Source organism: Geodermatophilus sp. SYSU D00879, from assembly GCF_054050375.1.
Genome location: NZ_JBJGZF010000002.1, coordinates 156,216 through 180,245, shown reverse-complemented (window position 1 = coordinate 180,245; position 24,030 = coordinate 156,216). Strand labels below are relative to the sequence as shown.

Annotated in this window: 15 protein-coding genes; 7 read left to right on the top strand and 8 right to left on the bottom strand. The window is 74.1% G+C overall.

From position 1 onward, the window contains the following. Positions 1–56 precede the first annotated feature (56 nt). Genes ACI79B_RS04225 through ACI79B_RS04215 form a run of 3 tightly spaced genes read left to right on the top strand, consistent with a single transcriptional unit; the run spans position 57 to position 3,765 of the window. Positions 57–1,253 (top strand): acetyl-CoA C-acetyltransferase, encoded by a 1,197-nt coding sequence (locus ACI79B_RS04225; RefSeq protein ID WP_456929131.1) that lies wholly within the window; start codon positions 57–59, stop codon positions 1,251–1,253. Continuing rightward, on the top strand, positions 1,250–2,275 hold the full coding sequence (meaB, locus tag ACI79B_RS04220) for a methylmalonyl Co-A mutase-associated GTPase MeaB (RefSeq protein ID WP_456929132.1): 1,026 nt from the start codon (positions 1,250–1,252) through the stop codon (positions 2,273–2,275). Before ACI79B_RS04225 ends, meaB begins: the two co-directional genes overlap by 4 nt. 23 nt (positions 2,276–2,298) lie before the next feature. After that, positions 2,299–3,765 (top strand): phytoene desaturase family protein, encoded by a 1,467-nt coding sequence (locus ACI79B_RS04215; RefSeq protein WP_456929133.1) that lies wholly within the window; start codon positions 2,299–2,301, stop codon positions 3,763–3,765. A 46-nt stretch (positions 3,766–3,811) separates the two neighbouring features. Here the strand turns inward: ACI79B_RS04215 and ACI79B_RS04210 are convergent, their stop codons facing one another. Further along, positions 3,812–4,732, bottom strand: a complete 921-nt coding sequence (locus tag ACI79B_RS04210) for a hypothetical protein (RefSeq protein ID WP_456929134.1) — start codon at positions 4,730–4,732, stop codon at positions 3,812–3,814. 180 nt (positions 4,733–4,912) lie between these two features. Between ACI79B_RS04210 and ACI79B_RS04205 the strand changes: the two genes are divergently transcribed. Together ACI79B_RS04205 and ACI79B_RS04200 are read left to right on the top strand one after the other, a co-directional pair. Continuing rightward, positions 4,913–5,446 (top strand): MarR family winged helix-turn-helix transcriptional regulator, encoded by a 534-nt coding sequence (locus ACI79B_RS04205; RefSeq protein ID WP_456929135.1) that lies wholly within the window; start codon positions 4,913–4,915, stop codon positions 5,444–5,446. Between the two features lie 34 nt (positions 5,447–5,480). Then, positions 5,481–6,449 carry a tetratricopeptide repeat protein gene (locus ACI79B_RS04200; RefSeq protein ID WP_456929136.1) on the top strand — a complete coding sequence of 323 codons (969 nt, stop codon included), beginning with the start codon at positions 5,481–5,483 and terminating at the stop codon, positions 6,447–6,449. A gap of 77 nt (positions 6,450–6,526) precedes the next feature. Here ACI79B_RS04200 and ACI79B_RS04195 read toward each other — a convergent pair whose 3' ends face one another. From ACI79B_RS04195 to ACI79B_RS04170, 6 genes are all read right to left on the bottom strand, one after another. Continuing rightward, on the bottom strand, positions 6,527–7,921 hold the full coding sequence (locus ACI79B_RS04195; RefSeq protein WP_456929137.1) for a neutral zinc metallopeptidase: 1,395 nt from the start codon (positions 7,919–7,921) through the stop codon (positions 6,527–6,529). Between the two features lie 91 nt (positions 7,922–8,012). After that, on the bottom strand, positions 8,013–9,401 hold the full coding sequence (locus ACI79B_RS04190; protein WP_456929138.1) for a neutral zinc metallopeptidase: 1,389 nt from the start codon (positions 9,399–9,401) through the stop codon (positions 8,013–8,015). Positions 9,402–9,601: 200 nt separating this feature from the next. Next, positions 9,602–12,541, bottom strand: a complete 2,940-nt coding sequence (gene glgB, locus ACI79B_RS04185) for a 1,4-alpha-glucan branching protein GlgB (RefSeq protein WP_456929139.1) — start codon at positions 12,539–12,541, stop codon at positions 9,602–9,604. Positions 12,542–12,621: 80 nt separating this feature from the next. Continuing rightward, positions 12,622–14,010: a maltokinase N-terminal cap-like domain-containing protein gene (locus ACI79B_RS04180; protein WP_456929140.1), complete on the bottom strand. Its 1,389-nt coding sequence runs from the start codon at positions 14,008–14,010 to the stop codon at positions 12,622–12,624. A gap of 13 nt (positions 14,011–14,023) precedes the next feature. Further along, complete coding sequence (gene treS / locus ACI79B_RS04175) at positions 14,024–15,862, bottom strand: maltose alpha-D-glucosyltransferase (protein ID WP_456929141.1); 1,839 nt, start codon at positions 15,860–15,862, stop codon at positions 14,024–14,026. A 55-nt stretch (positions 15,863–15,917) separates the two neighbouring features. Beyond that, the gene (locus tag ACI79B_RS04170; RefSeq protein WP_456929142.1) at positions 15,918–17,945 is read right to left on the bottom strand and encodes an alpha-1,4-glucan--maltose-1-phosphate maltosyltransferase; all 2,028 of its coding nucleotides are present in this window, start codon (positions 17,943–17,945) and stop codon (positions 15,918–15,920) included. A 130-nt stretch (positions 17,946–18,075) separates the two neighbouring features. Between ACI79B_RS04170 and glgP the strand changes: the two genes are divergently transcribed. Then, positions 18,076–20,625, top strand: coding sequence for an alpha-glucan family phosphorylase (gene glgP, locus ACI79B_RS04165; protein WP_456929143.1), 2,550 nt, complete (start codon positions 18,076–18,078; stop codon positions 20,623–20,625). A gap of 100 nt (positions 20,626–20,725) precedes the next feature. Continuing rightward, a complete protein-coding gene (locus tag ACI79B_RS04160) occupies positions 20,726–21,724 on the top strand; it encodes an FHA domain-containing protein (RefSeq protein ID WP_456929144.1) in 999 nt (332 codons plus the stop codon). Positions 21,725–21,843: 119 nt separating this feature from the next. On the opposite strand, the gene glgX is transcribed toward ACI79B_RS04160, so the two are convergent. Then, a complete protein-coding gene (gene glgX, locus ACI79B_RS04155) occupies positions 21,844–23,994 on the bottom strand; it encodes a glycogen debranching protein GlgX (RefSeq protein WP_456929145.1) in 2,151 nt (716 codons plus the stop codon). Positions 23,995–24,030 lie beyond the last annotated feature (36 nt).

Below are 24,030 nucleotides of genomic sequence, written 5' to 3'. Positions count from 1 at the left end.
GCCCGGCGCGGCCCGACCCGCGGTCGCCAACGACGGCGACCCGCACTGGAGGCAGCATGTCCCGCTCGGTCATCGTCAGCGGCGCCCGGACCCCCATGGGCCGGCTCCTCGGCTCCCTCAAGGACTTCTCCGCCGCCGACCTCGGCGGCATCGCCATCAAGGCCGCCCTCGAGCGCGCCGGCATCTCCGGCGACCAGGTCGACTACGTGATCATGGGTCAGGTCATCCAGGCCGGCGCCGGCCAGAACCCGGCCCGCCCGGCGGCGGTCGCCGGCGGCATCCCGATGTCGGTGCCGTCGTTCACGCTCAACAAGGTCTGCCTGTCCGGCCTCGACGCGATCGCCCTGGCCGACCAGCTCATCCGCGCCGGCGAGTTCGACGTCGTCGTCGCCGGGGGCATGGAGTCGATGACCCAGGCGCCGCACCTGCTGCCCAGCTCCCGCACCGGCACCAAGTACGGCGACGCCACGCTCGTGGACTCGATGGCCCACGACGGGCTGTCGGACACCTTCGACCAGATCGCCATGGGCGCCCTCACCGAGCGGGCCAACGAGCGGTACGACCTGACCCGCGAGGAGCAGGACGCCTTCGCCGCGGAGAGCCACCAGAAGGCCGCCCGCGCCGCGAAGAACGGGGTCTTCGACGAGGAGATCACCCCCGTGCTCATCCCGCAGCGCAAGGGCGACCCGATCGAGTTCCGCGAGGACGAGGGCATCCGCGCCGACACCACGGTCGAGACCCTCGCCAAGCTCAAGCCGGCCTTCGCCAAGGACGGCACCATCACCGCCGGCACCGCCTCGCAGATCTCCGACGGCGCGTGCGCGGTCGTCGTCATGTCCGCGGAGAAGGCCGCCGAGCTCGGCTGCACCGTGATCGCCGAGATCGGCGCGCACGGCGTCGTCGCCGGGCCGGACGCCACGCTGCAGAGCCAGCCGTCGCGGGCCATCCAGAAGGCCTGCGCGCGCGAGGGCATCGACCCCAAGGACCTCGACCTGGTCGAGCTCAACGAGGCCTTCGCGGCGGTGGGCATCGTGTCCACCCGCGAGCTCGGCATCGACCGGGAGAAGGTCAACCCCAACGGCGGCGCGATCGCCCTGGGGCACCCGGTCGGCATGAGCGGTGCCCGCATCGTGCTGGACCTGGCCCTGGAGCTGCGCCGCCGCGGTGGCGGCGTCGGCGCCGCCGCGCTGTGCGGCGGCGGCGGCCAGGGCGACGCGCTGATCCTGCACGTGCCCGCTCCCGCCTCGGCGTGACGGAGTCCCCGCAGGGGACGGCTGTACGGACGCCCGGCCCCGTCGCCCCCCGCGGGCGGCGGGGCCGGCGCGCTGTCGACGTCCCCGACCTGGTCGCCCGCGCCCGCGACGGCGAGGCCCGGGCGGTGGCCCGGCTGATCTCGCTGGTCGAGGACGCGAGCCCGGTGCTGCGCGAGGTCGCCGCCGCGCTGGCCCCGCACACCGGGCACGCGCAGGTCATCGGCCTGACCGGCTCCCCGGGCGTGGGCAAGTCCACGACGACGACGGCGCTGGTGCGCGCGCTGCGGGCGGCCGGGAAGCGGGTGGGCGTGCTCGCCGTCGACCCGTCGTCGCCGTTCTCCGGCGGGGCGCTGCTCGGCGACCGGGTGCGGATGCAGGACCACGCCGGCGACCCCGGCGTCTACATCCGCTCGATGGCCTCCCGCGGGCACCTCGGCGGGCTGGCCTGGGCGACGCCGCAGGCGCTGCGGGTGCTCGACGCGGCCGGCTGCGACGTGGTGCTGGTGGAGACCGTCGGCGTCGGGCAGTCGGAGCTGGAGATCGCCTCGCTGGCCGACACCACGCTGGTGCTCGTCGCGCCGGGGATGGGCGACGGCATCCAGGCGGCGAAGGCCGGGATCCTCGAGGTGGCCGACGTCCTCGTCGTCAACAAGGCCGACCGCGACGGCGCCGACCGGACCGTGCGGGACCTGCGGTACGCGCAGTCCCTCGGCGGGCGGCACGCCGGCCCGGGCGCGTGGAAGCCGCCGATCCTGCGCACCGTGGCCGCCCGCGACGAGGGGATCGACCGGGTCCTCGCCGAGGTCGAGGCGCACCGGCGGTGGCTCACCGGCTCCGGTGAGGGCACCCGGCGCCGCGCCGAGCGGGCCGCCCGGGAGATCGAGGCGATCGCGCTGGCCGGGCTGCGGGCGCGGATCGGCGAGGTGCGCGGCTCGGCGGCCCTGGCCGCGCTGGCCGACGAGGTGGTGGCGGGGGCGACCGACCCCTACCGCGCGGCCGACCGGCTCCTCGCGCAGCTCTGACCTGCCCCGGGCAGACTGGCCCGGTGAACGGGAAGCCGGACGCCGTCGTCGTCGGGGCCGGGCCGAACGGCCTGGCCGCCGCCCTCCGGCTGGCCGCCGCCGGCCTGCGCGTGCAGGTGGTCGAGGCGGCCGACAAGCCCGGCGGCGGGATGCGGACCGAGGAGCTCATGCGGCCGGGGTACCGGCACGACGTCTGCTCGATCGTGCAGCCGATGGCCGCGGCGGCGCCGTTCTTCCGCGAGTTCGACCTGCCCAGCCGCGGCGTGCGGCTGGTGCAGCCGGAGGTCAACTTCGCGCACCCGCTCGACGGCGGGCGGGCCGCGGTCCAGTACCGCTCGCTGGAGGAGACCGCGGACGCGCTCGGGCCCGACGGCGCGGCCTACCGCCGGCTGTTCGAGCCGCTGGTGGAGCACGGGCAGGACGTCGTCGACTTCTTCCTGACCAGCCGGCTGCGGCGGCTGCCGACCCGCAGCGTGCCGCAGATCGTGCACTTCGGGCTCAACGGGCTGCCGAACGTGAGCTGGCTGGCGCACCGGTACTTCGAGACGGAGGAGGCCCGCGCGCTGCTGGGCGGGGCCGCCGCGCACGGCATGCTCGACCTGAGCCAGCCGCTGACGTCCGCGCTCGGGATGCTGCTGGCGATGCTCGGCCACCACGTCGGGTGGCCGCTGGTCGAGGGCGGGTCGCAGAACCTCGCCGACGCGATGGTCACCGCGCTGGAGCAGCAGGGCGGGGAGGTGGTCACCGGGCACCTGGTCACCGACCTGCGCGAGTTCGACGGCGTCCCGGCGGTGCTGCTGGACACCGCCCCCGAGGCGTTCGTGTCGATGGCCGGCGACCGGGTGAACGAGGGCTACCGGCGGTGGGTGCGGCGGTACAAGCACGGCGCCGGCGTGTTCAAGATCGACTGGATCCTGTCCGAGCCGGTGCCGTGGACCAACCCCGACGTCCGGCGGGCCGGGACGCTGCACGTCGCCGGGACGCTGGAGGAGACGATCGCCGGCGAGCGCGCGCCCAACCAGGGGAGGGCCGCCGAGCGCCCGTACGTGCTCGCCGTCCAGCCGACCGTGCCCGACCCGACGCGCGCCCCCGCGGGCGGGCACGTGTTCTGGGCCTACGTGCACGTGCCGCACGGCTCCGACGTCGACATGACCGCGGCCATCGAGGACCAGGTCGAGCGGTTCGCGCCGGGGTTCAAGGACACGATCGTCGACCGGGTCACCAAGAACGCCGTCCAGATGGAGGCGTGGAACCCGATGTACATCGGCGGGGACATCTCCAACGGCCAGGCGACCCTGCGGCAGATGCTGTTCCGCCCGGTGCCGCGGTGGAACACGTACAAGACGCCGGTCGACGGCGTGTACCTCGCGTCCTCGGCCACCCCGCCCGGTCCCGCGGTGCACGGCGCCTGCGGCGACAACGCCGCGAAGGTGGCGCTGCGCGAGGTGTTCGGCGTCCGCGAGGTGCCCCGCCTCCGCCCCGCCGCCTGAGCCTTCTCTCCGGCGGCGGCAGCGCCGGTGTCGACCTGCGGCTGTCTCAGCGCCCCCGAGGCGACCGCAGGTCGACAACGGGCGCAGTGGCTGTCAGCTCGGCGGCGATGCGGGCGACCAGTACGTCCGGCTCCCGCAGGTCCTCGGCGGTCACGAACACCACCCGCCACCCGGCCGCGGTGAGCCGGTTGAGCCGGGCGCGGTCCGGGGCCACCTGCTGCGGACGGCCGTGCCACCGGCCCTCGTACTCGACCGCCAGCCGCTGCTCCGGCCACGCGAAGTCCACCCGGGCCACGAACCCGCCATCGGCGTCGCGCACGGTGTGCTGCGCGAGCGGCCGGGGGAGGCGGGCGCCGTGCAGGAGGAGCCGCAGCCGGGTCTCCTGCGGCGACCCGGCCAGCCCGTCGGCCAGCTCGGCGACGCGGCGCGCACGACGGCAGCCGGGACCGGTCGCGGCCGCCGCGGCGGCCCGGACGGCGACCAGCTCGGTCGCCCGGCAGGTGACCAGGGCGTCGACGAGCGCGACGGACTCCTCCAGCGGTCCGGGACCCCGGCCGATGTCGACCGCGGTGGTCTCCGCGATGGTCACCGGGATGCCGCGGCAGGTGGTCACCGCGTCCGCCGGCAGCGCCCACCGGCGGACCCGGACGCCCGGGGCCGTCGACGCCGACGACCCGGGCGGCACGGTGAGCTGGACGTCGTCGTCCGGTCCGGCGGCGTCCACCCCCCACAGGACGGCGGCGCTCCGGCCGGAGACCACCGCACCCGGCACGAGCAGGAGGGCCGCCGCCCCGGCGCGCACCTCGTGCGTGACCGCGACCGACGAGCACGCATAGACGTCGCGGAAGAGGCGCTGCCAGGCGGTGCTGCGCAGCTGTCCCCGGGTCAGGCGGCCGGCGGCGACCTGGGACGAGCCGCGAAAGACCCGGCCGTGCAGCCGGGCGGGACGGGCGGGTCGGATGGGCACCGCCGGAGGATGGCGGAGCGGGCCCGTGCCGCGCTGACGCCGTCCACAGGCACGGCGCCCGTTGTCGACCTGGCGTCGTCTCGCGGCGGCTGAGGCCGCAGCAGGTCGACGGGGCGCGTCCGGGTGACCGGCACGGCGCACGGGGCGGGCCCGCGGCGCGGGGCAGGTAGCGTCGGGCGCATGGTCCGGGCGCTGGGGCTGCCGTTCGACCCGATCGAGCGCGCGGGGGAGACCTGGGAGCAGCGCTTCGGCCCCGCCTCGGCGATGCGCGCGGCGACGTCGGTGTTCCGGGTCCAGCAGATCCTGCTCGCCCGCTTCGACGAGGTGCTGCGCCCGCACGGGCTGACCTTCGCCCGCTACGAGGTGCTCGTGCTGCTCACCTTCAGCCGGACCGGGCAGCTGCCGCTGAAGGTGATCGGCAGCCGGCTGATGGTGCACCCGACCAGCGTCACCAACGCGATCGACCGGCTGGTCGCGGCCGGCTTCGTCGACCGCCGGCCCAACCCCGCCGACGGCCGCGGCGTCCTGGCCGGCATCACCGACCGTGGCCGCGAGGTCGTCGAGGTGGCCACCGGGCAGCTGATGGCCCTCGACTTCGGCCTCGGCGACCTGCCCGAGGCCGAGCAGGCGCAGCTGTTCGGCCTGCTGCGCCGCGTCCGCCTCGGCGCCGGCGACGTCGCGGACGTCGACCCGGCCCCGTCCGCCGAGGGCTGACACCGCACCCGCCCGCCGGTGGGATCATGGAGGCATGCAGCCCACCCGTCCCGGACGCCCCGACCCGCGCGCGCAGGCCCAGCAGGCCCAGCTGGCCGCCTCACTGGCCGGTGCGGTCGACCTCGCCGCCGTCAAGGCACGCTCCGAGGCCGCCGCGCGGGCCCAGGCCGCCCCGCCGCCGAGCGCCGCCGCGCCGGCGGGTGCCCCCGGCTCGGCCGTCGTGGACGTCACCGAGGCCACCTTCCAGACCGAGGTCCTCGACCGCTCCTTCCAGGTGCCGGTCGTCCTCGACCTGTGGGCCGAGTGGTGCGGGCCGTGCAAGCAGCTGTCCCCGGTCCTCGAGCGGCTGGCCGCCGAGGGCGGCGGCTCGTGGGTCCTCGCCAAGGTCGACGTCGACGCGAACCCGGCGCTGGCCCAGGGCCTGAGGGTGCAGGGCATCCCGGCGGTCAAGGCCGTCTGGCAGGGGCAGCTGGTCGCCGAGTTCACCGGCGCCATCCCCGAGGAGCAGGCCCGCCAGTTCGTCACCGAGCTGGTGCGCGCCACCACCGGCGGCGCGGTGCCCGGCGCGGAGGGCGCCGAGGACGAGGGCCTCGACGACCCCCGCCTGGACGCCGCCGAGGCCGCGCTCGAGCGCGGGGACCTGGAGGCCGCCGAGGCCGCCTACCGGGCGATCGTCGACGCCGAGCCCGACCACCCGGTCGCCGCCCTCGCGCTGCGCCAGGTGCAGCTGTTCCGCCGCGCCGACGCCGCGGGCCCCGACGCGCTCGCCGAGGCCGACGCCGCCCCCGACGACGTCGCCGCCCAGACCCGGGCCGCCGACTTCCTGCTGGGCACCGGCGACGTCGAGGGCGCCTTCACCCGCCTGGTCGACGTGGTCCGCCGCACCGCCGGCGAGGACCGCGACGCCGCGCGCAGGCACCTGGTCGAGCTGTTCGACGTCGTGGGCGCCGAGGACCCGCGGGTGGTCGCCGCGCGCCGCCAGCTCATGGCCGCCCTGTACTAGGAGGACCCCCGGCCCCCTGCAGGGCCTCGCCGGCTCGCGGCGGGGCCCTGCAGGGGGCCGGCTCGGAGGACGGAGGCTCAGGCCCCGACGTCGCAGGCGCCGGCGCCCTGCAGGAACCCGGCGCGGAACACGTCGACGAGCTGGAAGCCGGTCAGGTCGACGTCGGCCAGCACGTCGGGGTCGTTGCCGTAGATGAGCAGGAACTGCACGCTCTCGTCGATGTCACCCGGTGAGATCTGCACCGACGCCAGCTGGTTGTTGTAGACCTGCGCGGAGTACCAGCCGGTCAGACAGACCGCCGACTGCAGGGCGGCGGTGTCGTCGGTGGACAGGCCCAGCTGGTCGCGCGCAGCCAGCGCGTAGGGGATGGCCACCCCCGTGACGACGGCGAAGTCGCCGAGGTCGTAGGCCTGCCCGGCGAAGTCCTCGTCGTACGCGACCAGCCCGGAGCTCCCGCCGCCGTCGGGGCAGTAGACGAGGGCGACGTCGGCCGGGGCGCAGTCCGGCGGCCTCGTGGTGCTCTCCAGCTGCGGCTCGGTGAACCGTGCGTCCAGCACCTCGCTGAACGCGCGGCTCCAGAACTCGGGCAGGGACTCCTCGATGATCCCCACCGTCTGGCCGAAGGGTGCGTTGCCGCCGCGGGCGAAGTCGTCGTCCCTGGTGAACTCGCCCTGGGTGAAGACGCGGTCGGGGCCGTAGCGGTCGCGGCAGGCCTCGGCGCCGTCGTCGAACCCCTCCTGGAACGAGGAGACGCGGTCGAAGTAGGAGCCGTGCGCCTGCTGCTCGCCGGTGCCGGTGCCCACCGGGTCGCGCAGCAGGAAGTACCCGCGCAGCAGCTGGTCGAGGTCGGGAGTGTCGACGGAGGAGAACTCGGCGTTGCCGTCGGCCACCCACGCGGTCCACGCGCCGGCCAGGCAGTCGGCCTGGGTCTCCGTGGCGATCGACGTGTCCGGATAGCCGACCCGGGCCTGCACCGCGTGCCCGAACTCGTGCGCCATGACCAGCTGCGGCAGGACCTCGCCGTACTGCGAGGCCAGCTCGCCGAGGAAGGCGCGGTCGTAGCTGATCGAGTCGGAGTTCGGCACGCCCGACGAGGAGCAGTAGAAGGCGTTGTTCTCCAGGTCCCGCGGGTCGGTGCCGCAGCCGATGCCCTGGGGGTAGGCCGCCGGGTCGACGTCGTTCGGGTCGACGCTGAAGTAGCCGCCGGTCAGCGGCTGGAACGCCTGGCCGAAGACGGTGGGGAAGGTGTCCGACCAGAACGTCTGCAGGTCGGCCAGCGCGTTGCGGGCGAGGGTGTCGATCGGCCCGTCGGTGGCGCCGACGACGCGCAGGGTGTCGTCGCCGACCGACTGGGACGGGGCGCCCTGCGAGCGCGCCTGGCCGATGACGACGTAGGAGCACCCCGTCGTCAGGAGGACGCCGAGCGCCACGACGACGGCGAGTGCGCCCCGGGAGTGCCTGCGGAGGTCCATCGCGGGAGCCTCTACCCGGCACGGGCCTGCGTGAACGCGGACGGCGCCCGCCCCCGTGCGGGGGACGGGCGCCGTCACGGGCGGTGCGCTCCTAGAGGCCGATCTCGCAGCCGGCGCCGCCGTCGAGGAAGCCGTCGCGGAAGGCGTCGACCATCTCGAAGCCGGAGAGGTCGGTGTTCGGGAAGACGCTCTCCTGCTGGCCGTAGGTGAGCAGGAAGATCGCCGCCTCGTCGACGTCGCCGGGGGACAGGGCGCCGACGTCCTGGAAGTCGCCGGTCCAGAACCGCCCGGCGTACCAGCCGGTCAGGCACACCGCGGAGCTGACGGCGGTGGCGTCGTCGATGGACAGGCCGAGCTCAGCGCGCGCGGCCTGGGCGTAGGCGAGGGAGACGGCGGTGGCCACGGCGAAGTCGCCGATCCCCTCGTAGGCCGGGCCGAGCAGGTCGGTCTCGTCGACGTAGACGGTGCCGTCGGCCTCGCAGAACCCGAGGTCGCGGTCCTCGGCGCCCATGTCGCCGCAGTCGGGCGCGGTGCCGTCGAAGACCTGGATGGTCGGCGCGGTGAAGTCCTGGCCGAGGCCGGGGAACACCTGCTCGTAGAACAGCGGCAGCGACTGCTCGGTCAGCCCGGCGATGTCCTCGTACGGGGCGTTGCCCTCGTTGTCGAGGTCGTCCTCGGTGAGGAACTCGGTGGCGACGAACAGCCGCTGCTCGGTGAAGTCGTCCCGGCAGGTGCCCACGCCGCCGTCGTAGCCGGCGTAGAAGCCCGACAGCCGGTCGAAGCCCGAGCCGTGCGCCCGGTCGTCGTCGGGGGAGAACCCGACCGGGTCGCGCAGGCCGATGAACCCGAGCACCACCTGGTCGAGCTCCGAGACGCGCAGCGCGATGTGCTCGGCGTTGCCGTCGATCACCCACCGGGTGAAGGCGCCGGCCAGGCAGTCGGCCTGCGTCTCGACGACGATCGTCGAGTCGGCGAAGCCGAACCGGCCCTGCATGGCGTGGCCGATCTCGTGCGCCATGACGGCGGGGCCGAGGTAGGGCCCGAACTCGGCGCTGAGCTGGTCGAGCAGGGCGCGGTCGTAGGCGACGGCGTCGCAGTTGGGGTCGTAGTGGGCGTTGTTCGCCACGCCGTCGGGGTCCTCGGGCGCCCGTTCGCAGCCGATGCCGGTGCTCGGGTAGGCGGACTCGTCGATGTTCGTGGAGTCGACCGAGAAGTAGCCGCCGGTGATCGGCTGGTACTCCTCGCCGAAGAACTCGGGGTAGGCCTCGCTCCAGAAGGTGTCGAGGTCGGCCAGCGCGTTGCGCGCCAGCCGGTCGGCCTCGGTGTCCGCGGAACCGGTGATCGGGAACTCGCCGTCGGACACGTCGACCGGGACGCTCGGCCCGCGGGAGGCGGCGCCGACGACGGTGCTCGAGCAACCGGTGAGCAGCACGCTGCCCGCCGCTGCCGCGACGATCGCGCGGCGCAGACCATGCCTCATGGAGCTGGGGTTCCTTCTCTGCCGGGGTGCGGGCGCCCGAGGGAGCCGGGGCCGGTCCGCGCCACCGGGGCGCGGAGCCGGGCCATGATGCACGGGCAGGCGGCAGCGGGGAACGGGTCCGCGCGCGACGACGGCCGGGCCGCTCCACACCGTGGAGCGGCCCGGCCGTCGGGGATTAGGCCTGGTGGGCGGCCGGGGGATCAGCCCTCGTGCAGCAGCCAGAGCGTGCCCAGCGGCGGCGCGGAGACGGTGGCCGAGAACGGCTGGCCGTGCCAGGGCTCCTCGACCGCGTCCACCCCGCCGTAGTTGCCGACCCCCGAGCCGCCGTACCCCTCGGCGTCGGTGTTGAGCACCTCGCGCCACCGCCCGCCGCGCGGCAGGCCGATCCGGTACCCGTGGTGCGGGGCGCCGGCGAAGTTGCAGACGACGGCGAGCACCTGGCCCGGCGTCTGCCCGCTGCCCTCGACGACGGCGGCCTCGGTGCCGCTCTCGGCGGCCTCGGTCGGCGTCGGGACGTCGGCGACCTTCGGCCGGCCGTAGCGCAGGAAGGTGATGACGTTGCCCGACGCGTCGTTGGCGTCGATCCACTGGAAGCCGGCCGGGTCGACGTCGAGCGACCACAGCGCCTCGGTCTCCCGGTACCGGGCGTTGAGGTCGGTGACCAGCTGCAGGACGCCGCGGTGCGCGGGGTCGTCGAGGTGCCACCAGTCCAGCGAGCGGCTCTCGGCCCACTCGCCGTCCTGGGCGAACTCCGAGCCCATGAACAGCAGCTGCTTGCCGGGGTGGGCCCACATGTAGGCGAGGTAGCCGCGCACGCCGGCCAGTTGCTGCCACCGGTCACCCGGCATCTTCCGCAGCAGCGAGCCCTTGCCGTAGACGACCTCGTCGTGGCTGATCGGCAGCACGTAGTTCTCGGAGTAGGCGTACATCATCGAGAACGTCAGCTGGTTGTGGTGGTAGCTGCGGTGCACCGGCTGGCGCTGGACGTAGGCCAGCGAGTCGTGCATCCAGCCCATGTTCCACTTGAAGCCGAAGCCCAGGCCGCCGAGGTAGGTGGGCCGGGTGACCCCGGGCCAGGCGGTCGACTCCTCGGCGATGGTCACCACGCCCGGCACCTCGCGGTAGACGGTGGCGTTGACCTCCTGGAGGAACGACACCGCCTCGAGGTTCTCCCGCCCGCCGTACACGTTGGGGATCCACTCGCCGTCCTCGCGCGAGTAGTCGAGGTAGAGCATCGAGGCGACGGCGTCGACCCGCAGCCCGTCGACGTGGAACTCCTGCGCCCAGAACAGCGCGTTGGCGACCAGGAAGTTGCGCACCTCGGTGCGGCCGAAGTTGAAGACGAAGGTGCCCCAGTCCGGCTGCTCGCCGCGGCGCGGGTCGTCGTGCTCGTAGAGCGCGGTGCCGTCGAACCGGCCCAGCGCCCAGGCGTCCTTCGGGAAGTGCGCCGGCACCCAGTCGACGATGACGCCGAGGCCGGCCTGGTGCGCCCGGTCGACGAGGTAGCGGAAGTCGTCGGGGCTGCCGAACCGCGACGTCGGGGCGTAGTAGCTGGTGACCTGGTAGCCCCACGAACCGCCGAACGGGTGCTCGGCGACCGGCAGGAACTCCAGGTGGGTGAACCCGGCGGCGACGGCGTAGTCGACGAGCTCCTCGGCCAGCTGGCGGTAGGACAGGCCCTGCCGCCACGAGCCCAGGTGCACCTCGTAGACGCTCATCGGCCGCTCGTGCCAGTTGCCGCGCGCGCGCTCGGCCAGCCACGCGTCGTCGTTCCACTCGTGGGAGGACTCGACGACGACGGAGGCGTTGGCCGGCGGCACCTCGGTGGCGAACGCCATCGGGTCGGACTTCTCCCGCCAGACGCCGTCGGCGCCCAGGACGTGGAAGCGGTACCGGGTGCCGACCTGCACGCCCGGGATGTAGATCTCCCAGACGCCGATCGAGCCGAGCTGGCGCATCGGGTAGGCGCGGGCCTCCCAGTAGTCGAAGTCGCCGGTGACCTTCACGCCCTGCGCGTTGGGCGCCCAGACGGCGAAGGAGACGCCCTCGACGGCGCCGCGCGGGGTCTCGTAGCGCCGCACGTGCGCGCCGAGCGCCTCCCACAGCCGCTCGTGCCGGCCCTCGCCGATCAGGTACATGTCGAGATCGCCGAGCGTGGGCATCCAGCGGTAGGGGTCGTCGACGGTGAAGGTGTCCCCGCCGTAGGTCACCTCGAGCCGGTAGTCCCCGGGCTGCTGCGGCAGGGTGGCCTCGTAGATGCCCCCGCCGTGGATCCGCCGGGCCTCGTAGCGGGAGTCGTCCTGGTCGACGACGACCACCGCGGAGGCGTCGGGCCGCAGCGTGCGCACCACCCAGCCCTCGGTGGTGGCGTGCGCGCCGAGCACCCGGTGCGGGTCGCGGGACCAGCCGTCGACGATCGCCCGCAGGTCCTCCTCGCTGACCTGCTCAGGGGCGTCGTGCTCGCCCCCGCCGCCGGCGCCGCTGGTGAGGCCGCCCTCCTCGACGCCCGGCGGCGTCGGCTCCGGGGCCCGCGCGACCGCGGTCCCGGTGGAGGCGACGGCAGCCGTGCCCTCCTCGGGCGCCTGCGGCGTCGACGGCTCGGCCGGGTCGGGCGAGGGCGGCTCCGGCTGTCCGGCGGGCGCGCCCGAGGGGGAGCCGGGCTCGGCGATCGGCGCGGGGGCGACCACCGGCGCCGCGGTGCCGCCCTGCTCGGCGACCACCTCGGCGGCGGGCTCGGCGATGCTCTCCGCGGCCGTCTTGCGCGGCGCCCGCTTGCGGGTGGCCTTGACCGGCGCCTCGCCGTCGGCCGCCGGCGCCGCCTTCTTCGCGGCCCGCTTCGTGGTCTTCTTCGCCGCGGCGGGCTCGGCGGCGCCGTCGCCGCCGGCCACCGCGGCGCTGGCCGCGTCCGCGGGGGCGGCCTTCTTCGCGGTGGCCTTCTTGGCCGGGGCCTTCTTCGCGGCGGCCTTCTTGGCCGGCGCCCGCTTGCGCGCCGGGGTCGGGTTCACGACCGGCTCGGCCTCGGCGGCCTCGGCCTGGGCGGTCATCTCCTCGACCGCCCGCTGCAGCTCGTCCTTGGTGGCCGGCGAGTCGGCGGTCTCCGCGGCCGCCCCGCTCGCGGGTGTCGGGTCGCTCGTCGTCATCGTCGCGTTGCCGTCCTCTTCGTCGTCTGCTGCGTCGTCTGGTGCTGCGTCGTTCTGGTGCGTCGTCGTCTGGGGTGGGGTCAGGTGCTCGCGGCGGTGAGCCGGGACAGCGAGTGCAGCGGGATCATCAGCCAGTTCGGCCGGTTGCGCGCCTCGTAGACGCACTCGTAGACCGCCTTGTCCGCCTCGAAGGCCCGCAGGAGGGGGGAGTCCCCGCACGGGTCGATCCCGCTGGCCGCCGAGTAGCCCGCGCAGAACGCGCCGCGGTTGCGCACGGCCCACTCCTGCGCCCGGTAGGCGCGCTGGGGGTCGTCGGGCTGCTCGACGAGCATGTGCCGGGCGGCGTAGTCGAAGCTGCGCAGCATCCCCGCGACGTCGCGCAGCGGGCTGTCCAGCTGCCGCCGCTCGGCCAGGGGCCGGGCCGGCTCGCCCTCGAAGTCGAGCACCACCCAGCCGGTCGCGGTCCGCAGCACCTGGCCCAGGTGGAAGTCGCCGTGCACCCGCTGGCGCACCACCTCCTCCGGGCTGTCGGCCACCGCGGCGTAGACGGCGCGCAGGCCCTCGAGGTGCTCCTCCAGCTGCGGGACGACGGCCAGCGCCGCCTCCAGCCGGTCGGTCATCGCCCGCGCGGTGGCGGCGAACCACTCCCGGTCGGCCGGCTCGGTGTCCAGGACGCGGGCGAGGTCGGCGTGCACCGAGGCGGTGGCCGCGCCCAGCCGCTCGCTGTCGGCGGCGAAGTCGCCCCCGACCTCGTCGGCGTGCAGGTCGCCCTCCGCGTAGAGGTCGCGGACGCTGGCGGTGGCCAGGCGCCACCCGTCGCTGGCGCCGCGGACGAAGGTCTGCAGCATCGCGGCCGTGGCCGGCTCGCCGCCGTCCGGGTCGTCGATCTCGATGTACCCGAGCAGCGGCGCGATGTGCGGGTTCTCCGTCTTGCGCAGCGCCTGGCCGATCTCGACGTCGGGGTTGAGCCCGGGCTCGAGCCGGCGGAACAGCTTGAAGATGGCGTCCTGGCCGTAGACCAGCGAGGTGTTGCTCTGCTCGGTCGAGACGACGTCGCCGGGCACGCCCTCGGGGATCGGCGCGACGCCGGCCGGGTGGAAGTGCATCGGCCCCACCGTGGAGGCGGCGACCAGGTGCGTCAGCCACGGCGGGGTGGCGTCGCGGTCGCGCAGCGCGTCGTAGGCGTAGTTCTCGCGGTCGGTCCCGTCCGCGCCCTTGGCAGGGACGGCGCCCACGAGCGCGGAGGACAGGTCCTCCTCCGGGTGCGCCCGCCACGACAGCGGCACCAGATAGGTCTCGACGGCGCCGTCGGCGTAGGTCACCCGCACGCGGTGCACCGACAGGACCGGCTCGGACCGCGAGAGGAAGAAGCCCTCCTCGGTGACGTCGGCCCACTCCCGGCCCTTGCCACCGAACCAGCGCTGGTGCGGCATCCACTCGCGCAGGACGTCGGCCAGGGCCTTGCTCATTCGGCTGCTCCGCTCATCGGGGTCCTCCGCTGCTGGGCGGGACGTCGTCGCCGGTCCGGGTGTCGCTGTCGCCGGGGATCTCCTCGGCCTCGCTGACCAGGCCGGCGGCCAGCAGCGAGTCGGCGACCGGGCTGGTGGCGGCCTCGGGCTCCGCGGCCGGCTCCTCGACCGGCTCCACCGGCTTGGCCAGCTCGAACCAGTAGAAGCCGTGCCCGGCCAGGGTGAGCATGTAGGGCAGCACGCCGATCTGCGGGAACTCGACCCGGCCGGTGAGCTCGATGGGCGTGTAGCCCTCGAACCGGCGCAGGTCCAGCTCCACCGGCTGCGGGAAGCGGGACAGGTTGTTGACGCACAGCACCACGTCGTCGCCGAACTCGCGGACGAACGACAGCACCGTGGGGTTGCGCGAGCCGACCTCCTCGTAGCTGCCCAGGCCGAAGGTCGGGTGCTCCTTGCGGACGGCGATCATCCGGCGGATCCACTGCAGCATCGAGTTGGTGTTGCGCAGCTGCGCCTCGACGTTCGTGGTCTGGTAGCCGTAGACCGGGTCCTGGTTGAGCGGCAGGTACATCCGCTGCGGGTCGGCGGTGGAGAAGCCGCCGTTGCGGTCGGGCGTCCACTGCATCGGCGTGCGGACGCCGTCGCGGTCGCCGAGCCAGATGTTGTCGCCCATGCCGATCTCGTCGCCGTAGTAGAGGACCGGCGAGCCGGGCAGCGAGAGCAGCAGCGCGTTGAACAGCTCGAGGGTGTTGGTGTCGTTCTCCAGCAGCGGCGCCAGCCGGCGGCGGATGCCGATGTTGGCCTTCATGCGGGGGTCCTTGGCGTACTCCGCCCACATGTAGTCGCGCTCCTCGTCGGTGACCATCTCGAGGGTCAGCTCGTCGTGGTTGCGCAGGAAGATGCCCCACTGGCAGTTGTCGGGGATCGGCGGCGTCTGGGCCATGATCTCCGAGATCGGGAACCGCTGCTCCCGGCGGGCGGCCATGAACAGGCGCGGCATCACCGGGAAGTGGAAGGCCATCTGGCACTCGTCGCCGTCCTCGCCGAAGTACTCGACGACGTCGGCCGGCCACTGGTTGGCCTCGCACAGCAGCACGCGGTCGGGGTAGTCGGCGTCGACCACCTTGCGCACGTGCTTGAGGAACTCGTGGGTGCGGGGGAGGTTCTCCCCGTTGGTCCCCTCCTCCTCGAACAGGTAGGGGACGGCGTCGAGGCGGAAGCCGTCGATGCCCAGGTCCAGCCAGAAGCGCAGGGCGTCGATGATCGCCTCCTGCACCTTCGGGTTCTCGAAGTTGAGGTCCGGCTGGTGCGAGAAGAAGCGGTGCCAGAAGTACTGCTTGCGCACCGGGTCGAACGTCCAGTTGGACGACTCGGTGTCGACGAAGATGATCCGCGCGTCGGCGTAGCCGGTGTCGTCGTCGGCCCACACGTAGAAGTCGCCGTAGGGGCCCTCGGGGTCGCTGCGGCTGGCCTGGAACCAGGGGTGCTGGTCCGAGGTGTGGTTCATGACGAAGTCGATGATCACGCGGATGCCGCGGGCGTGGGCGGCGTGCAGCAGCTCGCGGAAGTCGTCGATGTCGCCGAACTCCGGCAGCACGGCGGTGTAGTCGCTGACGTCGTAGCCGCCGTCCCGCAGCGGCGAGGCGAAGAACGGCGGCAGCCAGAGGCAGTCGACGCCGAGCCACTGCAGGTAGTCGAGCTTGTCCATCATGCCGCGGAGGTCGCCCACGCCGTCGGCGTTGCTGTCGGCGAAGCCGCGGACCAGGACCTCGTAGAACACGGCGCGCTTGAACCACAGCGGGTCGGTGCCGCGTGCGGGCAGGCCGGATGCGCCGCTGTCGGGAGCGGGCACGGGGAGCGTCATCGGTGCGGGGAGCCCTCGCTGGTCGTCGTGGGTGGGGAGGGGATCAGCTGACCGGCGGCGGCCAGGTCACCGGCCGGGGCAGGTGGACCGAGAACACGTGCGCGGGCTCCCAGTAGGGGTCCAGCTCCACGTAGTTGAACTGGCCCCAGTCGTAGCGGGCGCCGGTGATCTCGTCGGTGACGCCGAACCGCTCGTGCCAGTCCAGGCCGAGGGTCGGCATGTCCAGCGCCGTCGTCCCGATCTGCCGGTTCTGGCTGTCGAGGGCGCAGACCACGAGGACGGCGTCCTGCGACCCCGGGTCGGTCTTGGAGAAGCAGATGAGGTTCGGGTTGTCGACCGGGTGGAACCGCAGCGTCCGCAGCTGCTGCAGCGCCGGGTGCGCGCGGCGGATCTCGTTGAGCCTGCGCAGGTAGGGCGCCAGGCTGCGGCCGGCCGCCTCGGCGCCGGCCCAGTCGCGTGGGCGCAGCCGGTACTTCTCGCTGTCGAGGTACTCCTCGCTGCCCGGCCGCACCGCCACGTGCTCGTAGAGCTCGTACCCGGAGTAGACGCCCCAGGTCGGGCTCATCATCGACGCGAGCACCGCGCGGATCTTGAACATCGGCGGGCCGCCGTACTGCAGGCTCGCGTGCAGGATGTCCGGGGTGTTCACGAAGAAGTTCGGCCGCATGTAGTGCGCGTTGGTGGCGAGCTCGCGGCCGTAGTCCTCGATCTCGGCGCGCGCGGTCCGCCACGTGAAGTACGTGTAGGACTGGGTGAACCCGATGCGCGCCAGCTGGTGCATCATCGCCGGCCGCGTGAAGGCCTCGGCGAGGAAGAGCACGTCCGGGTCGGTCTCCTTGACCTTCCAGATCAGCCAGTGCCAGAAGTCCAGCGGCTTGGTGTGCGGGTTGTCGACCCGGAAGATCCGCACGCCGGCGTCCATCCAGACCCGCACCACCCGCAGCACCTCGGCGTAGATGCCCTCGGGGTCGTTGTCGAAGTTGACCGGGTAGATGTCCTGGTACTTCTTCGGCGGGTTCTCCGCGTAGGCGATGGTCCCGTCGGGCTTGGTGGTGAACCACTCCGGGTGCTCCTTGACCCACGGGTGGTCCGGCGCGGCCTGCAGCGCCAGGTCCAGCGCCACCTCCATGCCCAGGCCGCGGGTGCGGGTGACGAAGGCGCGGAAGTCCTCCATCGTGCCCAGCTGCGGGTGGACGGCGTCGTGGCCGCCCTCGTCGCTGCCGATCGCCCACGGCGAGCCGACGTCGTCCGGGCCGACCTCGTGCGGGTTGCCGCCGGGGAACTGCGGCGTGTTGGGGCCCTTGCGGTTGACCTTGCCGATCGGGTGGATCGGCGGCAGGTAGACGACGTCGAAGCCCATCTCGGCGACGGCCGGCAGCCGGTCGCCCGCGGTCTGGAACGTGCCGTGCGCGGGGACGCCGCCGACGACGGGGCCCTCGGAGCGGGGGAAGAACTCGTACCAGGAGCCGTAGAGCGCGCGCGGCCGGTCGACCCACACCTCGTACTCCGGCGTCGGGGTGACCAGCTCGCGGACCGGGTGCTCGTCGAGGTAGCGCTGCACCCCGGCGGCCAGCGCGGGCGCGACCCGGTCGGGCAGCGTGCGGGAGGTGTCGCGCAGGGCCGCGACGGCGTCGCCGAGGCGGCCGCGCCACTCGTCGTCGGCACCCTCGGCGACCCGCTCGAGCAGCCGCGCGCCCTCCTCGAGGTCGTTGGCCAGCTCCCCGGGGCCCTGGCCGGCCTCGATCTTCACCTCGACGGCGTGGTGCCAGGTGGCCAGCGGGTCGCTCCACGCCTCGACCCGGAACGTCCAGCGCCCCTCCCGGTCGGGCACCACGGTGGTGATCCACCGGTCGGGCTCCGCGCCGAAGCGGCGCATGCGGTTGAGGGGTCCGCGGGTGCCGTCCGGAGCGGTCCAGACGACGTCGGCCGCGACGGCGTCGTGGCCCTCCCGGAAGACGGTGGCGGTGACCGGCAGGTGCTCGCCGACCACGGCGCGGGCCGAGAACGACCCGCAGGACACGACGGGGGCGACATCGGTGATGCCGAGGCGGAGGTCAGCGCGGCGAGTCATCCCGACCACGCTATCCACCTCCGGCACCGGTCACACCTCGGCCGCCGAGACGTCCCCGGCCGGGTGCCCGGCCCCGCCCGTGTGGTGCGCCCGACCTGTCCGGACGCGCCCTGCTGGCTAGGCTCCCCGCGTGCGAGCTCTGCGTCGGTTCACCGTCCGGGCGGCCCTGCCCGAGGCCCTCATGCCGCTGTCCCAGCTGGTCATGAACCTCCGCTGGTCGTGGCACCCGGAGACCCGCGACCTGTTCGAGGCGCTGGACCCCGAGTTGTGGCGGACCTGCAACAACGACCCGGTGAAAGTCCTGGGCGAGGTGTCGGCCGAGCGGCTGGCCACGCTGTCGACCGACCGCCGGTTCCTCCGCCGCCTCAAGGACGTCGTCGACGACCTCGACGACTACCTGTCCTCCGAGCACTGGTACCAGTCGCTGGGCCCCGAGGCGCCGCGCAGCATCGCCTACTTCTCCGCGGAGTTCGGCATCACCGAGGTGCTGCCGCAGTACTCCGGCGGCCTGGGCATCCTCGCCGGCGACCACCTCAAGGCCGCCTCCGACCTCGGCGTCCCGCTGATCGGCGTCGGCCTGCTGTACCGGGCCGGCTACTTCGAGCAGGGGCTGTCGGCCGACGGCTGGCAGCTGGAGCACTACCCGTCGCTGGACCCGCACGGCCTGCCGGTCAAGCTGCTGCGCCAGCCCGACGGGTCCGCCGTCGTCATCACCGTGCCGCTGCCCGAGGGCCGCACCCTGCACGCCCACGTGTGGCGGGCGCAGGTCGGCCGGGTGTCGCTGCTGCTGCTCGACAGCGACATCGAGGAGAACGCCCCGGCCGAGCGCGGGGTCACCGACCGGCTCTACGGCGGCGACGAGGACCACCGGCTGCGCCAGGAGATGCTGCTCGGCATCGGCGGCGTCCGGGCGCTGCGCGCCTACTGCCAGCTCACCGGCACCCCGCAGCCGGAGGTGTTCCACGCCAACGAGGGCCACGCGGGCTTCCAGGGCGTCGAGCGGATCCGCGAGCTCACCGAGTCGCACGGGCTGTCCTTCGCCGAGGCGCTGCAGGCCGTCCGCGCCGGCACGGTGTTCACCACGCACACCCCGGTGCCCGCCGGCATCGACCGGTTCCCGCGGGCGCTCATCGAGCGGTACTTCGCCGGGTTCGGCGTCCCGCTCGAGCAGCTCATCCCGCTCGGCGCCGAGGACGACCCGACGAAGTTCAACATGGCGCACATGGGCCTGCGGCTGGGGCAGCGGGCCAACGGCGTCAGCGAGCTGCACGGGCACGTCAGCCGGTCGATGTTCAACCCGCTGTGGCCGGGCTTCGACGAGGCCGACGTGCCGATCACCTCCATCACCAACGGCGTGCACGCGCCTACCTGGACCGCCCGGGAGCTGGTCGAGCTCGGCACCCAGACCTCCAGCGACGGCGACCCGTTCGAGGGCACCGGGCCGGCGTCGTTCGACGGCGTCGACCGGATCCCGGCGCTGGAGCTGTGGAACACCCGCCGGGTGCTGCGCGGCCGGCTGGTCGAGGAGGTGCGCCGCCGGCTGCGCGAGACGGCGCGCTCCCGCGGCGCGGCCGAGGCCGAGGTGCGCTGGACCGACACCGCCTTCGACCCCGACGTCCTCACCATCGGCTTCGCCCGCCGGGTGCCCTCCTACAAGCGGCTGACCCTCATGCTGCGGGACCCGGAGCGGCTGCGGGCCCTGCTGCTCGACGAGGAGCGGCCGGTCCAGCTGGTCATCGCCGGCAAGAGCCACCCGGCCGACGACGGCGGCAAGCAGCTGATCCAGCAGATGGTGAAGTTCGCCGACGACCCCGCGATCCGGCACCGCATCGCGTTCCTGCCCGGCTACGACATCGGGATGGCCCGCTACCTCTACTGGGGCTGCGACGTCTGGCTGAACAACCCGCTGCGGCCGCTGGAGGCCTGCGGCACCTCGGGCATGAAGGCCGCGCTCAACGGTGGGCTCAACCTCTCCATCCGCGACGGCTGGTGGGACGAGTGGTTCGACGGCCAGAACGGCTGGGCGATCCCCACCGCCGACGGCGTCACCGACCCCGAGCGGCGCGACGACGTCGAGGCGCGGGCCATCTACGACCTGCTGTCCACCCAGGTGCTGCCGCGGTTCTACGAGACCGACCGCGACGGCATCCCCACCCGCTGGGTCGAGATGGTGCGGCACACGCTGCGCGAGACCGGCCCCAAGGTGCTCGCCACCCGGATGGTGCGCGACTACGTCGAGCGGCTGTACGTGCCGGCGGCGGGTTCGTCGCGGACCATGGCCGACGGCGGGTACGCGCCGGCGCGGGCCGAGGCGCAGTGGCGGGCGCACCTGCTGGAGAACTGGACGGGCGTGCGGGTCGCGCACGTGGAGGCCACCGGCGCCGGTGACACCCCGGAGATCGGCTCGACCCTGGCGCTGCGCGCGGAGGTGGAGCTGCCGCACCTCACCCCGGCCGACGTCGAGGTGCAGGCGGCCTACGGGCGGGTCGACGACGCCGACGGCCTGCACGAGGTGACGACGGTGCCGATGCGGCACGAGCACACCGAGGGCTCGCGGCACTGGTTCACCGCGACGCTGCCGCTCGAGCGCACCGGCGCGTTCGGGTACACGGTGCGCGTGCTGCCGCACTCCGAGCACCTGGCCGACCCCGCGGAGCTGGGCCTGGTCCGTTCCGCCTGACCGGAGGCTCATCCGTCACGCCGGTCGCAGCGTCCCCACGGGCGGCGTGGCGGTGCGGCCGGACCACGCACGGCGGCGTGCGGTCACTAGGCTGGCGCGCATGCCCGACCGCTGTGAAGTCCTGCCCGGAGACGCCCTCGTGGCCCGTCGCGGCGGGGGACTGCTCTGGGTCGACGCACCCGGCTCGCCGGCCCTGGTCGCCGCCCTGCACGCCTGCCTGGGTGTGTCCGGCCCCGGCGCCGACCGCGTCCTCGCGGCGGTCGCCGCCCAGGTGCCCGCGCTCGGGGGCGGCTCGGCCTCCTTCGCGCTCGTCCTCGTCGACACCGGCGACGGCACGGGCACCGGCGTCGCGCTGTGGTCCGGCAAGGGCCAGCCGGCCGTCGACGGCGTCCCGGTCTCCGGCCAGCCGGCCGACGGGTGCAGCCTGGCCGCCGGGTTCCCGCTCGGCGCCACGCTCTACGTGGGCCCGGGCCAGGCCACGCCGCAGATGCCGCCGGGCGTCGCCTACGACCTCGTCGAGGGGGCGGTCCCCGGCGCCGGCGCGCTGCTGCAGCTCGCGGCGGCCTCCTCCGCCCCGGCCGCCGTCCCGCCGGCCACCCACGCGCCGGCGTCGTCGTTCAGCGCGGGCTCGGACGCCGGCTTCGCCGCCGCGCCGTCCTACGGCGCCCCGGTCGGGTCCTCGGTGTCGGGGCAGGGGTCCACCCGCGTCGACGACGGCGGCGAGGAGACGGCGTTCTGGAAGCCCGACGCCGCCGCCGCGCCAGTGCTGCGCTTCGACGACGGCCTGGTCGTCACCGTCGACGAGGACCTCGTCCTCGGCCGCCGTCCCGACAGCCACGAGCTGGTGACCGCCGGCAACGCCCGGCCGGTGCCGATCGCCGACACGCAGAACGTGCTGTCCTCGGCGCACGCGGCCATCCAGCGCTCCGGCCGCGAGGTCACGCTCACCGACCTCGGCTCGCTCAACGGCACCCACGTCGCGGGCCCCGAGGCCACCGAGTGGACCCAGCTCGAGCCGGGCGTCGCCCACCCGCTCTCCGACGGCGACCGCCTCCTGCTCGGCTGGACGGTCATCACCTACGAGCAGCCCCAGGACTGAACGACACGGCGAGAGCCCCGGTCCACCGCGGACCGGGGCTCTCGCCGTCTGCGGGGCCGTCCTGGCTCACCGGAACGCGTCCTGGCTCAGCGTCGACGGTGAGCCAGGACGCCGCACGATCAGCTCACCTGATCATGCGGGCGGCGCAGGACGCGCAGCAGCCAGACGGTGCGCGGCGGCACCTCGATCGCCCCGGGCGCGACGACGGCCGGCCGCGGCGGCGCCCCAGTCGGGTACTCGGTGCTCAGCACGAGCTCGTAGCCGTCGGACCACGGCGCCCCCGGCAGCTGCACCGTCACCGGGTCCGGCCCGGCGTGCAGCTGGACGAGGTAGGAGTCGTCGACCACCGGGCGGCCGCGCTCGTCGCGGTGCCGGATGCCGCGGCCGTCGAGGTACATGCCGACCGTCTGCAGGCCGGTGTCGAACCAGTCCGCGGTGGTCAGCTGCCCGCCGCCGGGCGCGAACCAGGCCACGTCGCGGGTGCCGCCGGTGCCCGGGATCTCGTGGCCCTCGAAGAACGCCTCCTGGCGCAGCACCGGCGAGTCGCGGCGCACCCGCAGCAGCCGGCGGACGAAGGCGAGCAGGTCCCCGTCGGCGGCGTCCCAGTCGATCCAGGACACCGCGTTGTCCTGGCAGTAGGCGTTGTTGTTGCCGCCCTGGGTGCGGCCGAGCTCGTCGCCGGCGGTGAGCATCGGGACGCCGGTCGACAGCAGCAGCGTCGTCAGCAGGTTGCGCACCTGGCGGGCGCGCAGCGCCTGCACCCCGGGGTCGTCGGTGGGCCCCTCGACGCCGCAGTTCCAGTTGCGGTTGTGGCTCTCGCCGTCCCGGTTGTCCTCGCCGTTGGCCTCGTTGCGCTTGCGCTCGTAGGTGACCAGGTCGGTGAGGGTGAACCCGTCGTGGGCGGTGACGAAGTTGACGCTGGCGAACGGGCGGCGGCCGTCGGAGCGGTAGAGGTCCGAGGAGCCGGTCAGCCGGTAGGCCAGGTCGCGCACGCCGACGTGGGAACCGGCCCACACGTCGCGCACCGTGTCGCGGTAGCGGCCGTTCCACTCGGTCCACAGCGGCGGGAAGTTGCCCACCTGGTAGCCGCCCTCGCCGATGTCCCACGGCTCGGCGATGAGCTTCACCTGGCTGACGACGGGGTCCTGGTGGACGACGTCGAAGAACGCCGACAGCCGGTCGACGTCGTGGAAGGACCGGGCCAGCGCGGCGGCGAGGTCGAACCGGAAGCCGTCGACGTGCATCTCGGTGACCCAGTACCGCAGGGAGTCCATGAGCATCGCGAGCACCTGCGGCCGGCGGACGTCGAGGGTGTTCCCGCAGCCGGTGTAGTCGGTGTAGCGGGCCCGGTTCTCGCCGTTGAGCCGGTAGTAGCCCCCGTTGTCGATGCCCTTGAGCGACAGCGACGGCCCGGTGTGGTCGCCCTCGGCGGTGTGGTTGTAGACGACGTCGAGGACCACCTCGATGCCGGCCGCGTGCAGGGCCTTCACCATCGCCTTGAACTCGGTGACCTGCGCCCCGCCGGACCCGGCCGAGCTGTAGGCGGCGTGCGGGGCGAAGTAGCCGAGGGTGTTGTAGCCCCAGTAGTTGGTCAGCCCGCGGCGCAGCAGGTGCGGCTCGCTGACGAAGTGGTGCACCGGCAGCAGCTCGACGGTGGTGACGCCCAGGCCCACCAGGTGCTCGACGAACGCCGGGTGCGCCAGCCCCGCGTAGGTGCCGCGCAGCGCCGGCGGCACGCCCGGGTGGCGCATGGTCGCGCCCTTGACGTGCACCTCGTAGACGACGGTGTCCGACCACGAGGTGGCCGGCCGCCGGTCGCCGTCCCAGGGGAAGGAGTCGTGGACGACGACGCCGCGCGGCACGTACGGCGCGGAGTCCCGTGGGTCGGCCGGGCCGGTGTCGGGGCCGTCGGCGCGGTAGGCGAACAGCGCCGGGTGCAGCGTCAGGTCGCCGTCGACGGCGCGGGCGTAGGGGTCCAGCAGCAGCTTGGCGGCGTTCCACCGGTGGCCGGCGCCGGGGTCCCAGGGCCCGTGCACCCGGTAGCCGTAGCGCTGGCCGGGTCCGACGCCGGGCAGCCGCCCGTGCCAGACCTGGTGGGTGGTCTCCTGCAGCCGGTGCCGGTGCTCGAAGCCGTCGTCGTCGAACAGGCACAGGTCGACGGCGGTGGCGCCGGCCGACCACAGCGCGAAGTTCGTGCCGGTGCCGTCCCAGTGCGCGCCCAGGGGAGCGGGGGAGCCCGGCCAGACCTCGACGTCCTCGCTGGTGGTCACCGGGCGATCGTGCCAAGACCGCCACCTCCCCGGGTG